The organism is Novipirellula sp., from assembly GCF_041583735.1.
Taxonomy (GTDB): domain Bacteria; phylum Planctomycetota; class Planctomycetia; order Pirellulales; family Pirellulaceae; genus Novipirellula.
The window spans coordinates 1-17095 of the sequence record NZ_JBFHFD010000115.1 but is presented as its reverse complement, the minus strand read 5'-3'; the positions used below and the strand labels follow the sequence as shown (position 1 = coordinate 17095).

Genomic DNA, 17095 nt, shown 5'->3' with positions numbered 1-17095 from the left:
GGGTTTGCCGAAGCCGATGTCGATGAAAAGCTGTGGAAAGTGGTCACGCATAGCCAACACTTGGTGTGTGGCGATTGCGGGCGTTCGTTTAATAACTTGACGCCGCACCATTTCTCATTCAACTCTGCGGTCGGCTGGTGTCCTCAGTGCGAAGGACTCGGAACTCAAACAGGCACCAATCCCGCAGCGCTAATCTCGTCACCGACCGCAACGCTACTCGAAGGAGCGTCGCTATTATGGCCATCGGTCGACAAGGCAGTATCGCAGTGGATGATGCGTGCGTTCTGTCGTCAAACGCGAATTCCAATGGATGTGCCGTTTGACAATCTAACCGTCAGCCAACGGCGGATCTTGTTTCACGGGTCGGGCGAACGATGGATCGAAGTCCGTGAAAGTGATCGCGAGACGGCAACGAAAACGACATCCAAACAAGACGTTGTGGTGTTCCGATACCAATTCAAAGGTTTTTATCCGGCACTGGCCGAAGCGGCGCGTTTGACACCGGGACTGCGTGGCAAGTTGGAACAATTTGTTGACGAGATTGATTGTAGCGCGTGCGACGGGTCACGGTTGCAAGAGGACGCCGCAGCGGTGCGTTGGCGGGGACACACGATTGCCGATATCGTGCACATGCCGCTAGTTCGACTCGCTGAACACATTGCGACTTGGAAATTGGACAAGCGAGAACGCAAAATCGCGGGCGAATTGGCGCGTGAGATCACCTCACGAATCAGTTTCCTATTGGATGTGGGGCTCGATTACTTGACGCTGCACCGCGGAGCCGCAACGCTCTCGGGCGGCGAAGCGCAGCGGATTCGCTTGGCTGCTCAATTGGGCAGCGGTCTGTGTGGCGTGTTATATGTGCTGGACGAACCGACGATCGGGCTGCATCCCCGCGACAACCAACGACTGATCGGAGCACTGCATCGATTACGTGATCTTGGCAACACGCTGTTGGTGGTCGAGCACGACCATGATGTGATTGCCAGCAGCGATTACTTGGCGGACTTTGGCCCCCGCGCAGGCCGCTATGGCGGACGCATCGTTGCTCGCGGCGAACCGACCAAGGTGCTGCCGGTCGACCAATCGGTCACCGCTGGTTACATCAACGGCACCAAATCGATCGCGATCCCAACGAATCGCCGCCCCACCTTTGGCCCGAATGGTTCGGCGTATGTGCAGGTGTTAAAAATCACCGGAGCGAGAGAGAACAATCTCAGCGGCGTGGATGTGCAGCTTCCGCTGGGCGTGCTCACCGCGATCACCGGCCCGAGCGGCAGCGGCAAGAGTTCGTTGATCGAAGGCGTCCTGTACCCCGCATTGGCTCGACGACTGCATCGCGCTCGCGTTCGTCCCGGTCGCTACGAAAAACTCGAAGGCGTTCGCTTTATCGACAAAGTGATCCAGGTTGACCAGTCGCCGCTGGGCAATAGTCCGACCAGTAACCCGGCAACCTACACCGGCGTGTTTGACTTGATTCGCCAAGTCTTTGCCGAGCTTCCCGAAGCCATCGAACGACGTTTCACCGCACGGACATTTAGCTTCAACGTGGCTGGCGGTCGCTGTGACACGTGTGAAGGCAGCGGTCAATTGAAGATCGAAATGCACTTTTTGCCCGATGTCTGGGTGCCTTGCGAGGAATGTGATTCACGCCGTTACCATCCCGATGTGCTCGAAGTCAAATTCCACGGTGCCTCGATCGCCGACGTGCTGGAAATGCAATGCGGCGAAGCGCTCGAATTGTTCGCCGAACATGACAAGATCTCGCGGATCCTGCAGACGATTTGTGACGTCGGACTCGAATATGTCACGCTCGGTCAATCGGCACCGACCCTCTCGGGTGGTGAAGCACAACGGGTAAAATTGGCGGCGGAACTGGCACGTCCGATGACGGGGCGAACGCTGTACATTTTGGACGAACCAACGACCGGTTTGCACTTTGACGACATTGAAAAGCTGTTGGGGGTACTGCAGCGATTGGTCGAAATGGGCAACACCGTCGTCGTGATTGAGCACAACCTGGATGTCATCAAATGTGCCGATTGGATTATCGACATGGGGCCGGGCGCGGGCGTGGAAGGCGGCCAGATCGTTTTTGAAGGAACGCCCGAAGCGCTAGCGGCCACCTGTACGAACAAGAAACGAGGCGCCGTCGTCTCGTCCACCGCGCCGTTTTTGGCCGAGGTCTTGGGGCACAAGGTGCCCGCCAGCGTGAAACGCAACGCGTTGCCGAAGGCGACGAAAAAAACAGCCACGAAGAAGAAGGCGACAGCGAAGAAAAAATCCAGCAATCCAGCTGCGGAAAAATCGGCGACCAATGGCGAGGTCGAGCGGGACGAGGTGAGTTTGGCGGAGACCAACGACAACGTTCATCCCTGGAAGGTTTTGGGGCGCCGTTGGCACTCGTTGGGCAAAGGATTCCCGGCCGACACGGAACCCGAGTGGCCGATTGAGTTGGCCGACATGATCTTGAAGTTGCTTGAGAATGTCGCTGGTGACAATTCACTGCGATTTGACGCCCCCGACCGAGTCGTCGTGCGTCCGCAGGGTCAGCAAAAGAATTGGGCCGAGGTCGAGACCAAGACTCCCGAATCGCTGAAGGTCACGTTGGCAGGACCCCATGAAGCGGTGGACATGGATCAGCTCAGTGCACTTGGGTTCAAAGGTGCCGTGCAACCAGCGGAAACCGAACAAGCCGAAGTGACGTTGCGGTTAACCGAGTTAAAGCACGGCCGCAGCCGCAAACTGAAAACGTTCCTAAAACAGCATCTGCAGCGAACCATCAAAACCTAGCGTAGTAAGCCCAAACGCGATCGGGCGGGCGAGTTGCATTGGAAGTCGAGTTAAGGTGCATCGCTTAAGGTGCATCGCGGCCTGATTCCATTTCAAAACTTCCAGGCTTTGCCTGCTTCCGACTCTTACTCTTAATCTTAATCTTACTCTTAATCCTAATCTTCCCCGGTTGTCTTCCGGTCCAACGTAGCGAGGGCTGACGTGATTAAGATGACGAGCAATAGTTACAGATACCGGGACCGGAGCACCAGCATTGTTGCGGCGGTGGAGCGACTCACTCCGCTGGCTGATGCGGGAGCAGCAAAAGCAATTTCGGCCGGAGAGCAACAAGGAACCGTGTCCCGATTCCCCGCACCGAAAGAATATGCAGCAACGAACTGTACCTCGCCAACAAAAACGGATTAGAATCAGGAAAACCAAAAGCAAGCCTCCAGCGTGGAGTCTCCTCCCCATAAAGTACGACACCGAGTCGTACCTAACTCCGTTAGGCGAACTCGTCCCCCCATGACCACCATTGAGATGCTTGGCGTTTTTGAGACTCCGGCCTGTGAGCCGGTTCACCTCATCGAAATGCTCGTTCATGAATCGCGTGGTCCGTTCAAGATCGGTACAATCACCCAACAATGGTTGGGCAAAGAACGAGATAGTTGGCAGGTGGCGTATGACGAAAAAATACTGACTCCCGATGGGGCGGACATCTTGTTCGATCCGTGGTTCCCCGAAGGTGACGTCTCTCAGCATTGGATCGGGGATGTGCGATTCGCGTTCTTCTTCCACTATCTCAATTTTGATACCAAGCTAATGACTCCGTTTGGCAATGTGGCAGTCATTGATGTCGGTATGCTTCCCAAACGGCTGAAGTTCATGAAGTACGAATCCCCATGCTAAGTCGGCGAACAATGTGTGGCCGCTGAGTTGCGGCATCCATGCCGCAAACACTTTCCATCTTCATTCCACGCGGGCTCTTGTTGTACAATTCGCTCGTTGGCCAACGTAATGCGCTTCGATCAGGGCGGCGTTGGCCACACAACCCGTTATTTACTCTCCGATCGTTCAATGTCCGATGCCGCCGCAACTGAGGCTGATGTTCTCCGATGCGGCTACGACGTCGGGTACTTCGACAAATCCGACATAATCGCGTGGGCGGATCGGCAGATTGCAGCGTCGGACGCCCCTCGTCGAGTTGTCACCGATTGAATCGCCGAAGCCTCATTGCCGCTTTCACCACGGTCGTCGTTCTCGCTGCAGTTGCATTTTCCCTGCTGCCAACTGCTCCACCGGCCGTCGATGTTACAACACACACCATCGTCGTCGACGACGTTGAGCGTCTTTACCACATTGCATTGCCGCACGAACTTCCTGAAATCGCACCTGTCGTTTTTGCGTTTCATGGAATGGGTGACTCCCCAAACTCAATGGCAACGTACTCTCAATTGGATCGCTTGGCGTCCGATCACGGTTTTCTCTTGGTTTATCCCACGGGGCTCAACGCGATGTGGGCCGCAATGGACGTTGATCCCGAAACGATCGATTCCAACCCTGATGTCCGGTTCTTCGATGCGCTTCTCGAACAAATTGCCGCGAAATATGCGATTGACGACAATCGCATCTATCTGACTGGAATGTCCAACGGTGCATCATTCGTTCAGATCCTCGCGAACGCACGGTCCGCAAAAATTTCCGCCGTTGTTGCATGTTCCGGACCGCGACCGCGTGCTCTCAACGACGCTCGACGACCGTTTCCGATTCTTTTGATCGTCGGCGACAACGACCCTGCGGCTGATTTGATGCAATCCGACCTCGAATACTATCAGGCCGCCGGACATGATGCTGAACTCGTGATTATCCCCAAACTCGGTCACGAATGGTCGATTCGACACAACGCTGATGCTTGGGCTTTCATGGCCGATCACCAACTCTCTCCGTAGCAAGCAGGCCGGACAATATGAATCCAAAGCCCTGCTGCGGCGTTCGTCTGTTTTATCGTTATCTCGGAGCGGAACAATTGTGCCAAGCACGTATCCTAATTGTGCGAGCTGACGATCCAGACGCTGCCATTGAGCGGGCCGGGCATCTGGCGCGCGACAATTACGAGTCGGATACGACCACTCACCAACATCCGATAGTCTGTGCCGGAGTCGCGTAGCGATCGGCAGGAAAGTCTTTGCGGACCAAACCTCGGATTGGCATCGAAGCGTTGGGATAACCGAAACTCTTGGCGTGTCTCGCTGCGTTCGTCGCCTTGCCACGATCTTGAACTAAGCAGCGTGTTGGTCGGATTGCTGATGGTGCAGATCGGAGTTGATTGCTGCAAAAATCTCTGCGATCAAACGCTTTGATTTGCCCCAGTCATACCACTGCGCCGAAATCGTCGTCGCCACCGAGACTTGGACACATCCGTCGCTCTCTTCTAGCAATAAATGCAGCTTGCCACAGTTCGTGATCAGCGTCGAAGGCAACGCCGCTGTCAGCGAACACTTGTCGATGTCTTGGTGGACTTCGGCAATCATCAATGACTTTGCCGCCAACGCACACAAGGTCGCCAACAGCACCCGTCCTGGAGGTGCAAAAAACACCTCGGTTGCATGACGATCCGTTTTCAGTCCAAGTTTGTCACAGATCGGCAGAATGACTTTGCTCAGCTTGACGAGCGAAAATCCGATCGGCGACACGGCATCGAATACTGCGAGTAAGTCTTCCCCCGTGACTCCTTGACGAGAATCACGCGCTGCCAACGTGATACGGTTCCGCGCGTCTTCGCTCGCGAGAACCGTTTCGTACTGAATCGACTCCGTCCAATGTATCACGGCCTCGATCATGACCGCCTCGTTATCCGCAGCCTCGACAATCGAATCGCTGGATTTGGATGACGGTGATTCCTCGGCAACGAGCAGCTCCTGCCGCTGCCCACACTTGGCGCAGAACGTCGCTGCCCCATCGGCCCCACAGTGAACACAGTACATCGAAGTCGTTCCCTGAATTCGGATTTGCATAATGCCACAGAAACATTGTCCGGTAAGTTAGCCAAATGTTTGCTCCGGTGGCAAGTGCCGTTCACAACCGATGACAACGATCAAAGAAAGCCCCCCTTTTCGCATTACCATTGCTTGGGTCCAAAGCTCTCGGCGAGTGTCGTTACGTCTATGACCTGGACCAAATCCGGGCCCCGGAGCTAATCCGGGCGTCCTTAGGCTAGATGTGCCCCAGTGAGCCACAAATTGCCATCAATTTGATTTGCTGATTGTCCATGGGTACCGCCTTCCCAAGATTCCTACTGAAAAGTTAGTCCTACAAAAATTTTCGGACTACAATTTCCATCGTTTCATAAGACTTGCTTGGACGATTCTGGGGGAGCTTCCTACATTGACACTCGCATGCAACTTGCAATTTTCCGGGCATCTGAATACTGCGGGCGAGCCCATCTCTCAAATGATAAAACCGAAGCTTGAAACGCTGCAGGTTTTAAGAGCGGTTGCAGCGTTGTGCGTGGTTGTTTTCCATGCCAACGACATTGCTTACATTCTGAAGTTGACAGAAACGCCGCACTTCATCTTGATGCACCTGGGCGACTTGGGAGTCAACCTCTTCTTTGTGCTGAGTGGTTTCATCATCTTCTATATTCATGCAAAAGACTTGGGGCTACCCGAGCAGGCACGTCGCTACACGTGGAGACGCTTTTCGCGTGTTTGGCCGCTTTATGCATTGATCACGTTGGCTAACTGCGGCGTGCTGTTCGTGATTGGAAGCAACCAAGTCAATGGCGCCGAGATCGTTTCGAGTTTGTTGTTTTTGCAAGCGAAACCGATCGTCAATGTCGGCTGGACGCTCGTCCACGAAGCATTCTTTTACGTCCTGTTTGGCATCGCGATCGTGGGCGGACGAAAATTCGGCATGTGGTTGGTCACTTGTTTTGCATTGATTGCGATCTACACACAGTGGACAACACAGCCAAGCGAGTCGCTCTACGGTTGGATTTTCGCGACTCAGAAATGGTACTTCATTAGTGGCCTTGGCTTGGCATGTTTGTTGACCGACCCAACGAAGCAGCTGGCTGGCACTGCTGCACAAAAGTTTGCTGGGAGCCTGTTTGGCCTGCTGATTACAACGGCTGTCGTCGTTGGCATCCTCGGAGACGCAGCGGATGAACTCAGCTTTCATTTAACCATGTCGCTTGGATTAGCCGCGATGGTGGGCCTTTGCATCTGGTCCGAAAGAACGATGAATCTACGAATGCCACGGTTGCTTGTTTATCTCGGCGACGCGTCGTATTCGATCTACCTGGTCCATTCATCGGCAATCTTTCATCTTGTCAAACTTACCAAACGGTACATGCCCAGTCTTTGTACAAACCATTTGACCATGACACTCTGCTGTATCAGCTTCATTGCGGTTCTTGGTGGCATCAGCTGCTATGAACTCGTCGAAAAACGATTGATCCGATGGATCCGCTGATGCCCTCAAGCACAGGTCATCACCTGCATTGCGTTTACCGGCGTCATCGGCCTGTGTTGATTTAGTCAGTCGCTGGCGCGCAAGCGGACGGGCTCTGCGCATGACTCGCTGCCTGATAGCCCACGATTGCAGCATTTTGCATTTCGTTAGCGGCAACAAGCCCCAAGCGTCATCGCGTCCGGACGCCCGAAATTCTTCACACGTCTGGTTACACCGCATTTTGCTTGCTGGCTCGGCTAAAATGGTCGAGAATGTTCCGAGCGGGGGTAAAAGCGTGAAATATTTCAATGGTCTGATAGCGGTCGCCGCGAATTTGGTCTTCCTGACCAGCGTGTATGCGGAAACATCGCCCAATGATCCTGCCTCCAACACGCGTTTGCGATGGACTGTAATTGCATCGGGCGAGGTGCTCAAGAGTGGTTTGGCCGACTTGCTGAACGTTGATCTCTCCAAAAATGAATCGATTGTTTTGGTCGATCGCGAACGACTCCGCGATGCGACTCGGGAACTGCAGTTCGCCATGATCCTGCAAGCCGATCATCCCCAACTCCGCTTGCAGTTGGGAAAAACGTTAAACGCAGACCGATTGCTGTTGCTTTCGATGGCGCAGGAACAAGGCAAACCAATGCTGCGAGTCGTCGTTTGTGATGCCAATTTGGGAGTGCGATTGGCTCATCAAACGTTTGCTTTCTCGGAGAACCTTTCGCAATTGACCGAGCGTTTGGCGGCGAGTGTTGACGAGATCGACCGGCGGTTCACGGGCGGAATCCACACGATCGTCGCGGTGCCGGCGTTTCTGTCCGAAGACTTCAGCCAACGATTTGCCCATCTGCAATCTCGTTTCAGCAACCTGCTATGCGATTCGCTGGCAACCTACCCAGGCGTCGCTGTTGTCGAGATCGAAGAAGCCAACGCGATTTTGCGGGAACAACAGGCGACACTTTCCGGCGGACTGCAGCGACCGATCGCGATGATCGTCAAAGGCAGCTACACCATCCAGCAGACGAAGCCGGACCGCCCACGCAAAGTCATTTTGCATCTCGAATTGACGAAAGACGCAGCCGAATTGGAGACGATCGACAAGATGATCGAACTCCAACGCGTCGATGACTGGTTAGTCAAGACGTTTGCAAAACAGTTAGCCACAAGGGGAAGTAAAAACGACTCTGAATTGACCCCAGATTTGCAGAAAGCGATTTTGGTGCGGCATGCAGAGCGGTTCGCAGAACTTGGTGACTGGGACCGATCGAGTTCGCTCCGCGAGGCGGCGCTTGTACTGGATCCCCAAGACGCTCTGCAGCGTGGACTTGTGATCAGTGAACTGCAATATCATTTCACTCGTGATATCGATCAACATTGGTTCAAGAAACAGTCGGCTGCAGAACATCGCCAAGCGATTCTGCAGCGTGCTGCCGACGACTACGTTCGAGCACTCGGTCACCTTAAGTTCTTGATCCAGAATCGACGGATCAATCGTGTCGATGCGATTGGGTTGTTTCAATCACAGATGTGGTACAAACAGGGCGCCGTGGGGCCGATCCCCAACGACGTCTCGCGACACAGTGCACTGCAACCCGCTTGTCTTACGCAGCGCCGATTCATCCGTGAAGTCTACGCGGCGGTCAATGAACTCGAACCAGGCCGCGTGCTTCCGCCCCACCTAAGCGACCCGTTTCATGGCTGGCAATATCCGCTGGTACTGCACACCTGTAACGACGTCATTTTCAATCATTACAACCCGGATTCACTCGAATCGCTGTGGGACACGATCAGCCATGTCCTGCCAGACGATGCCAAGGTTTCCTCGCTGGCCATGGGGGTGATGAGTCGCGACTTTGCGTCGGAAACGCGGGCGGACCATGCCGAATTCCTGGACCGCCGGCAATCGCTGCAAACATCGATCCACGCAACCAATGATCCGCAGGCGAAAACATCGGCGAACAACGAGTTTCACCGTGTCTCGCCGAACGATTTCAATCATCATGTGGATCAAGCGAAACGCGAATGGATGACGTTCTTAGCACGGCTGACCGAGTCGGATCGTGCCGTGGTCCGGCTGTACGGGCACTACGGACGTCTGAAGATTCTCGGGAAGCAGAACCCCTTGCCCGTCATCGACGCACTGGAATCGCAGCTCGCCGAGATCAAGTCACTTGGCCGCATTCACGATCGCGAGCTGAAACCGCTGGAAACCAACCTCGCGATGACGCGAAAGCGGTATCAAGCGGTTCCTTTTCCAACGCCTGCGTGGAAAGGCGTCGAGCCATCGCTGGGACAGATGCGTTTCGATCCTGTTTCACTAGCGGTGCAAGGCGAACCGAGTACGAATCCGCCGCCGCAAATTAAAGGCATGCTAAAGTGCGGCGAGCACTGTGATGCGTTCTGGACCCAGGATCAATTCTTTGTGATGCACGAACCAGGAGTGCTACAAGAAATCAAGCTAACGGACGCGACATGGAAACATGCGTTATTTAGGGAGGTCAGCTGGGACGGAGAGTGCATATGGTTGTTTGCTCATGGCCAGGGAATTGTGGCATTCAAACCGGATGGTACGCGATTGGCTACCTTCAATGCTCGCGATCATTTGCCGGGCTATGACCGCGGCGTCTGTTTGCTCGGGTTGTCGCCACGCCGCGCGTTGGCGGTGGGCAGTTTCGGAGAAAACAGTCGGGCGTGGTGTGGCGTGCTGGAGATCGACGCGCAGGTGAAGCCATCGGTCGACATCTTTTTTGAAGCCAAATTGGCGGCGGAAGGTCGACCGGCAGCCGAACCGGCCGCGGATCCGCTAACCGCGTTTCGACCGAATTGGATTCATCGTTTCAGTTCAGTCGGCGGAAACAACACTGTGTTTGTTGGGCGTAGCGGATTGAAGGGAGCCCTGGAAATTGAGTTGCAAACGCGTCAAGTTTCGGTTTCAAACTTCTTGAATACATCCTCCTTCGGACGCCAAGCCTTCTTCAGTCACAATGGCAATCTGATTGTCTCGCTCGGTGGCAACAGCCTGATGCATTACACTGTCGCCGACGACAACACGGCGGTTCGTCGACAAAAACTGTCGACCATCGATCCCTATATTGACCAGTTATTGCTACATGACGGCTGGCTGTACGTGCCCGGCAAAGTTTGGCGGCGAATGGATCCCGACGAATTGCAATTGCAGCGTTTACAGCCATCCCATTCACGGCTGCCGACTCGATACTGGTCGATGAAATTTGGGATATCCGCGCACTACGGCCTTGTCGGCCACTCACTCTACGAGAATCAACCACCACTGTTTCAGATTTCGGTAGATTGAGCGGAATGAAAACATCCCTTCAAAACTCACCTTCACGCGATGCACGATTCGGATTGCTTGCTTACGCCGCGTTTTGTCTCGTGCTGACGATCTATGTCGCGTGCATCACTCCATTTCGCTCCGAAATGTTGCTCGCCGATGCTTGGGAGCATCACGCTGCGGTGTTGACGTTAAGCGACAACCTGTGGACGCCCGGTAATCCGACCTATGCCACCGAGGATCCATCGATCCGCTACTCGCCCTATTCGGTCGGGCTGGCGATTTTGTGTCAGCAAGCCGGCATCACGCCCTACACAGCGCTCAGCATAGCAGCAGTGCTCAATACACTCGGTTTCTTTGCAGTGTTTTGGTGGTTGCTGCGTGGGTTTGCGATGACGTCGATTTCGCTGGCCGCTGGCCTATGCATCGTGTTACTTTACGGCGAGGCACCGGGTTATGCCAATTCCTTTGCGCTAAGTGATTTGCCATGGCACATGGTCAACCCTTCAGCGTTTTCGCTGATGTTGAATTTTTTCTGCTGGGGGCTGTTGTGGCGAGTCCGATCGTCCAGCATCACGCCGACCGTGATCGCGGTCTTCGCGGCCGCCGTTTCGCTAGCCCTTTCGGTACTCAGCCACGGCATGACTGGGGTGCTCGGGGCCATCGGGGTGATTTTGTTGGTCATTGCGGTGGACGCGTCCCAGCGAACAAGAGTGATGGTGATGGTGATCAGCGTCGGCGTGCTTTCGCTCGCCTTGTCCGTAGCGTGGCCCTGGTACCGGTTTACCGATGCCGCCACCGGTGGCCACGATCCGTGGTACTGGTTCAATCCCACTATTTTGCAGCGGATGTTTTTTCTGTGGTGTGCTCCGGTTTATTTATCGACGTTATTGGCGTTGCCGTATCGCAGTGAGCCGCTGGTTCGATGGTCGTTAGCGGTCAGCGGGGTGGTGATTGTTTTGGGAATCGTCTCTTGGCTCGCCCAATCGGCTTCGCTGGCCCGATTGCCTTTGGCGGCCACTCCGGTGGCGTGTATCGCCGTGGGTTACTGGATCAAATCGGTGGCACCGGGGCTGCGAGGTTGGACGACGCAATTGCTGAGCGGACTGCTGTCTCGATCGGCGAGCCGCAATGCTCAATCGCTGACTCAGATGTTGTTCCTTGTCGCATTACTGTACGGAGCATTGCCGCAGTTCCATGCCATCTTGTCAGAACCTTATCTGGCTCGCCCTCTGATCGCTCCGCTACTGAAGCGTGAAGACAAACAGCCGCGGATTTGGTCCACCTATCAAACGGTGCTCGCAGGGGTAGAACCAGGCGAGGTGGTTTTGAGTGATATGGAAACCGGGTGGCCGGTCCCTTCGTTCGGCGGCCGCATCGTAGCGGCAAACCATCTCGAACTCTTCAGCCAAGGGCAACGCGAGCGACTCGAGGAGACCGAGCGATTCTTTGCCACACAATCCACCAAACAACAACGAGCCATCGAGCAACAACGTGAACTGATTGATCGCTTTGCGGTTCGCTACATCCTGGTTTCGCGGCAAACCCCGCTGGCGTCACACGTTCAGGACAATGCGATTGTGGCGGAAAGCAACGGATTGGTCTTGATGGACGCCCGAAAGTGGTTGGCGGCCCAGAGCGATCGCCAGGCTACCCCCCCATCTGCAGATCGCTGATTTCGCTCGCCGTTTTGGGCTAACGCTGTGAAGCATTTTCGAGGTGTAGCGACGCTCGCCAGAGCGTGGATCGTTGCCGGACAATACGAATCACACCTCCTGGCGAAGGTAGCTACGAGAAAATGATTCACAGCGTCCTCGTTTTGGCGCTCGCCGCGGTTTCGTCACGATCCAACCGGCACGATCTCCCAAACGGGTGGCATTGATAGCGGAGCGGCGCGAGCCTCGCGAAGGCCGATCGGCGGGTGGTTATTGGCACATCCATCACAAAGGCCCCAACCTGTCGGCAGAATATGCCTCACAAAGACCGCCAGGCGTGTCAAACCGCTCGCCGGGATTGCCGATTCAGCTAAGATGATGAGTGGTCCGCTCGATCCAAGCTGGGACGATTCCCGTCTCCATCCCAATCATGTGGACGCCTTGTACCGAGTCCGTTATTTATTGTGCAATCGAGATTTATGGCACTGAAATCCGCCACTGCCGACGTCATTTCGAATGACCATAACTTGATCACAGCCGTGTTGACCGATGCACGCCTGAAAGCGCGTCTCGCTGCGATGCCGTCCGACGAAAAAACGGTCGTGCTGTCGGGCAAAGAAACCTCATCACAGCTGGCCCATCCCGCATGGAAAGAGTGGGATCCGGAAGGATTCCATACCGAGCGTGAGACGCCCCAAAGTGCGGATTTGGACACGATTGCGTTGCCAGCGGCGACACCTTCGCCCGCAGATTGTATGGATTCGGGGTTTGTGCCTCACCGCGGCGTCGCGATGATCGGCGGCGGCAAGGTTTGTGATGCCGACTATCGATTGGTGGGGGAACTCGGCGCCGGTGGCACGGGGATTGTCTACCAAGCGCATCAACGTGCGGTGGACCGCGAAGTTGCGATCAAAGTCTTGCGTAAAAATCTTTCGCAAGACGCCGCGTCGCGAAATCGTTTCTTGACCGAAGCGCGGGTCATCGGGGGATTGGACCATCCCAATGTGATCGCACTGCACGAGGTTTGCATCGATCAAGACGGCGGCTTGTTCTATTCGATGAAACGGATCGATGGGACAAGTTGGGATCAGCAAATCAAAGAGATGTCGCTGTCGGATAATGTGCAAACATTGATGCGAGTCGGCGACGCGATTCGCTACGCGCATTCACGTGGATTGATTCATCGCGACATCAAACCCGAAAACGTCATGCTGGGTCGGTTCGGCGAAGTCTTGCTTGCCGATTGGGGGCTTGCGATCAGCCATAGTCCCAAAGAGTCGGCCGAGGCCATCGATCACACGATCGGCGGCACGCCTGCCTACATGGCTCCTGAATTGGCGACCGGGGACCATCGCCATGTGTCGTTTGCGACCGACGTTTATTTGCTGGGCGCGACGCTGTTCCAAATTCTGACAGGCTATCCACCCCATCACGGCGAGACATTGCTGGAGTGCATCCAAGCGGCGGCACAAAACAAGATTCGTCCGACCAGCGTGCAAGGCGAACTGATGGACATCGCAAAAATCGCGATGGCGACCCATCCCAGCGAACGTTACCGGACGGTCGATCAGTTCTTAGAGGCACTCGATCAACAACGCGAGCACGATGAAAGCGCACGGTTGGTCAAACGGGCACAAGGGCACTTGAAGTCCGCAAACGCGTCGAATCACTACGAAGGATTTCGATTAGCCGACGCGTTAATCATGGAAGCATTGGAGATATGGCCTGAAAACCGACGTGCCCGCGACTTAGGAAAAGAGCTGAATCTTGAATTTGCTCGAGCGGCAACCGACCAGGGCGATTTGGATCTCGCGATTTCGCTGTACGACTCAGCCGGCCACGGCGATAGCGAAGCCGCCGCACGGACCCGCCGCCTGCGAGATCAACGCAATGCAAATGTCGAGCGAGAGGGACGCTATTCAACGCTCTTTACCCACTCGCCCGATGCCGGGCTGCTGATTCGTATGTCATCGTCCCGTGTCGTCGAAGCGAACCAGACGTTCCGTGATTTGATGGGATACGCCGAAGAGGAGATCGTCGGCAAATTGATGACGGAACTCAATCTTTGGATCTGTCCTCAACGACGTGACGAATTGATTGCGGAACTGGAACGCAATCGACGCATCGATAATTTCGAAGGCCAATTGCGTCATCGTGACGGCCATCCGATCGACGTGTTGATTAGCGGCCGCGTGACCAAACTCGCTGGCGAAACGATGTTGATCTCGTCGATTCGTGACATCTCGATTCGAAAACAGACCGAAGACGATCTGAGACGAAGCCGACGTCGACTCAAAGATTTGCAGGCGCTCGCCGGATTGGCCACGTGGTCCTACGACGCGATTACCAAACAAGTCACTTGGAGCGACGAAGTTTTCCGCTTGGCAGGACGCAACCCTGCTGAGGGTGTGCCCACCCGCACGGAATACATCGAAATGTTGCATCCGAAAGATCGGCGAAAGATGAAAGACGCGATTGGCGAGGCGCTCATCAACGGAGCCTCCTATGAGATCCAAATCCGACTTCGCGATGCTAGCGGAAACTATCGCCACTTGCTCGTCCGCGGCCAACCGATCTTTGACGATGACGGCAAGACGACGGAGATCTATGGGGTGTTGATTCCCCAAAACTCGAAAACGTCGTGACAGATCAAGCGATAACGCGGGCCTGATTACGCTGCCCCCCAAGACGACGTCGATTCAACACCCTTGGAAATCGTGGAAAACGTTCCCCCCGACACAGGCATCGCAGCGGTTCCTCGCTGCAATTTCTAGCGTTTTCGCATATAGCCTGTAACGATTTATCGGGTAAAGTGGATAAAGCAGGGCGGCTGGATGAACCATCTGGCACGTCGAGCCCGTAATGAACGAACGAGGCCAATACGCAAACTATCCTAGATAGAACGTATGAACCTTACGCACGGACGCAGCCTGCCTGCGATGAAAATCGAGTGACACGGGTCCCCACAAACCACTCGCCCTCCTTTTTCTGTGTTCCTGTTTTCTGGCAATAATCAAAGAGAGCCGAAGTGATCGGAATGAAACCAATTCAGTATCTTGCAGCCGCCGTATTTGCAGTGACGGTTGTCCCCAGTAGCTATGCCGACTTAGCCCCGTTTGACAAAGTCAGCGAAGGTTACACCGCGGTGCCAGTATCGGACCAGCAAAACCCCAAGGGGTTGTTCAACCTGTGGCAACGCGAAAAGGACGCTCAATTGTTGGGCGAATTGCCCAAAGCGTTTGCGGGCAAGAGTTACTTTATTGCATTGACGGTCGGCAGCGGTGACCGTTATGCCGGATTGCAGTCGGGCGATTGGGTGGTTCAGTGGCGTCGTTACGGCGACCGATTGGCGTTAATCTCGCCCAACCTTGACATTCGCGCCACTGGCGACGCCGAATCCAAAGCGTCCGTCAAACGATTGTTCACTGACGAAGTGCTGTTGGATGTTGCGATCCTAGCGACCGGTCCCAATGGCGGTCCCGTGATCGACATGGATTCATTGTTGGTCAACAACGCAACGCGTTTCTTCGGTTCTTCGGTACGCATCACCAACTCGCGTTTGCAAAAGATTGACACGGCGAAGGTGTTCCCTGAAAACGTCGAAGTCGCTTTCGAGATCGTCGGTAATGGCGGAAAGCTGCAAACGATCCATTATTCCTTTAGCGAAGTCCCCGACGCAAAAGAAGGCTTTAAATCACGCAAAGCGGACGAGCGCATCGGTTACTTCACCACCGCATTCTCGGACCTCAGCAAATACGAAGACGAAGACACTCGCGTCCGTTACATCAACCGATGGAATCTGGAAAAACGTGATCCCAAACTGAAACTCAGTCCTCCTAAAGAACCGATTCGATTTTATGTCGAGCACACCGCACCGGTACGCTACCGTCGCTGGATCAAGAACGGTGTCGACTATTGGAACAAGGCGTTTGAAAAAGTAGGTCTCGTCGACGCGATTGTGATCGAATATCAAGATGCCGAAAGTGGCGCTCACATGGAGAAAGCTCCTGAGGACGTGCGTTACAACTTCATTCGTTGGTTGAACAACGACGTCGGGACTGCGATCGGCCCAAGCCGCGTGCATCCCGAGACCGGCCAGATTTTGGATGCCGACATTATCTTGACCGACGGTTGGATTCGTCACTTCAATTTCAACTATCACGATCTGATGCCAAAGTTGGCAATGGAAGGTGCTAGCCCCGAAACCCTTGCCTGGCTCGCCAAAAACCCCAACTGGGATCCACGCATTCGCTTTGCTCGTCCAGAAGACACCGCCCGATTGCAAATCGAGCACGCTCGTCAAGCACGTGGCGCGATGGCAGGCTACGCGATGGCGCAAGCCGACGCATCGCTGTTGGGCGATGATGAATACGACGGACTGTTTGGCCAAGTCAGTCAAAAGAACGGATTGTGTATGGCAGCCAGTGGCAAGAATCTTGATTTGGCGATTGCACGCATGAACTGGAGCCTCGCTCTGCTTGCGGACGAAGAGATCGCTAAGAAAAAGAAGAAGGACAAGGAAAAAGCCGAGGCAGAGCAAGCGGAAGACAAAACCGAAGCGGCTTCGGATGACAAATCGACGGCGGATGCCAAGGAAACGGACGAAGAAAAAGCAGCCGAGGATAAAGAAGAAGCGAAATCGGATGACGACAAAGAGGAAACCAAAACCGTGTCTGCCGACCTTGTCGATGGCATGCCGGAATGGTTCGTCGGTCCGCTGCTTGCCGACTTAGTGGCTCACGAAGTCGGGCACACGCTCGGTCTGCGTCACAACTTCAAAGCATCTGCGATGATGAAGTTGGCCGACATCAACAGCAACGAAGTCAAAGGCAAAAAGACGTTTGCTGCGTCGGTGATGGATTACTCGCCAATCAACTACCGTTACGAAGCGGGTGAAACGCAAGGCGATTACGCGATGATC

General features: G+C 54.7%; 9 protein-coding genes. 8 read left to right on the top strand and 1 reads right to left on the bottom strand.

Annotated features, from left to right (window positions below; genetic code table 11):
* The 3 genes from uvrA to ABX962_RS11235 form a co-directional block, all read left to right on the top strand.
* The coding region (gene uvrA, locus ABX962_RS11245; protein WP_372719390.1) for an excinuclease ABC subunit UvrA at window positions 1–2793 on the top strand (2793 nt) is incomplete at its 5' end.
* A 504-nt stretch (window positions 2794–3297) separates the two neighbouring features.
* A complete protein-coding gene (locus ABX962_RS11240; RefSeq protein ID WP_372719389.1) occupies window positions 3298–3681 on the top strand; it encodes a hypothetical protein in 384 nt (127 codons plus the stop codon).
* Window positions 3682–3887: 206 nt separating this feature from the next.
* Window positions 3888–4721, top strand: coding sequence for a PHB depolymerase family esterase (locus ABX962_RS11235; RefSeq protein ID WP_372719387.1), 834 nt, complete (start codon window positions 3888–3890; stop codon window positions 4719–4721).
* 330 nt (window positions 4722–5051) lie between these two features.
* On the opposite strand, the gene ABX962_RS11230 is transcribed toward ABX962_RS11235, so the two are convergent.
* Complete coding sequence (locus tag ABX962_RS11230; RefSeq protein ID WP_372719385.1) at window positions 5052–5786, bottom strand: hypothetical protein; 735 nt, start codon at window positions 5784–5786, stop codon at window positions 5052–5054.
* A gap of 436 nt (window positions 5787–6222) precedes the next feature.
* Between ABX962_RS11230 and ABX962_RS11225 the strand changes: the two genes are divergently transcribed.
* The 5 genes from ABX962_RS11225 to ABX962_RS11205 form a co-directional block, all read left to right on the top strand.
* Entirely contained in the window at window positions 6223–7245 is a 1023-nt protein-coding gene (locus tag ABX962_RS11225; protein WP_372719383.1) for an acyltransferase family protein, read from the top strand.
* Window positions 7246–7519: 274 nt separating this feature from the next.
* Window positions 7520–10540 carry a hypothetical protein gene (locus ABX962_RS11220; RefSeq protein WP_372719381.1) on the top strand — a complete coding sequence of 1007 codons (3021 nt, stop codon included), beginning with the start codon at window positions 7520–7522 and terminating at the stop codon, window positions 10538–10540.
* 5 nt (window positions 10541–10545) lie between these two features.
* Complete coding sequence (locus tag ABX962_RS11215) at window positions 10546–12195, top strand: hypothetical protein (RefSeq protein ID WP_372719379.1); 1650 nt, start codon at window positions 10546–10548, stop codon at window positions 12193–12195.
* Window positions 12196–12653: 458 nt separating this feature from the next.
* A complete protein-coding gene (locus ABX962_RS11210; protein WP_372719377.1) occupies window positions 12654–14819 on the top strand; it encodes a protein kinase in 2166 nt (721 codons plus the stop codon).
* 392 nt (window positions 14820–15211) lie between these two features.
* Window positions 15212–17095 (top strand): zinc-dependent metalloprotease (locus tag ABX962_RS11205; RefSeq protein WP_372719375.1); only part of this gene is annotated, 1884 nt, incomplete at its 3' end.

Coding starts and splice junctions, on each gene's coding strand:
- ABX962_RS11230 (WP_372719385.1), bottom strand. CDS start 5,786: ATGCAAATCCGAATTCAGGGAACGACTTCGATGTACTGTGTTCACTGT.
- ABX962_RS11210 (WP_372719377.1), top strand. CDS start 12,654: ATGGCACTGAAATCCGCCACTGCCGACGTCATTTCGAATGACCATAAC.
- ABX962_RS11240 (WP_372719389.1), top strand. CDS start 3,298: ATGACCACCATTGAGATGCTTGGCGTTTTTGAGACTCCGGCCTGTGAG.
- ABX962_RS11225 (WP_372719383.1), top strand. CDS start 6,223: ATGATAAAACCGAAGCTTGAAACGCTGCAGGTTTTAAGAGCGGTTGCA.
- ABX962_RS11235 (WP_372719387.1), top strand. CDS start 3,888: ATGCGGCTACGACGTCGGGTACTTCGACAAATCCGACATAATCGCGTG.
- ABX962_RS11215 (WP_372719379.1), top strand. CDS start 10,546: ATGAAAACATCCCTTCAAAACTCACCTTCACGCGATGCACGATTCGGA.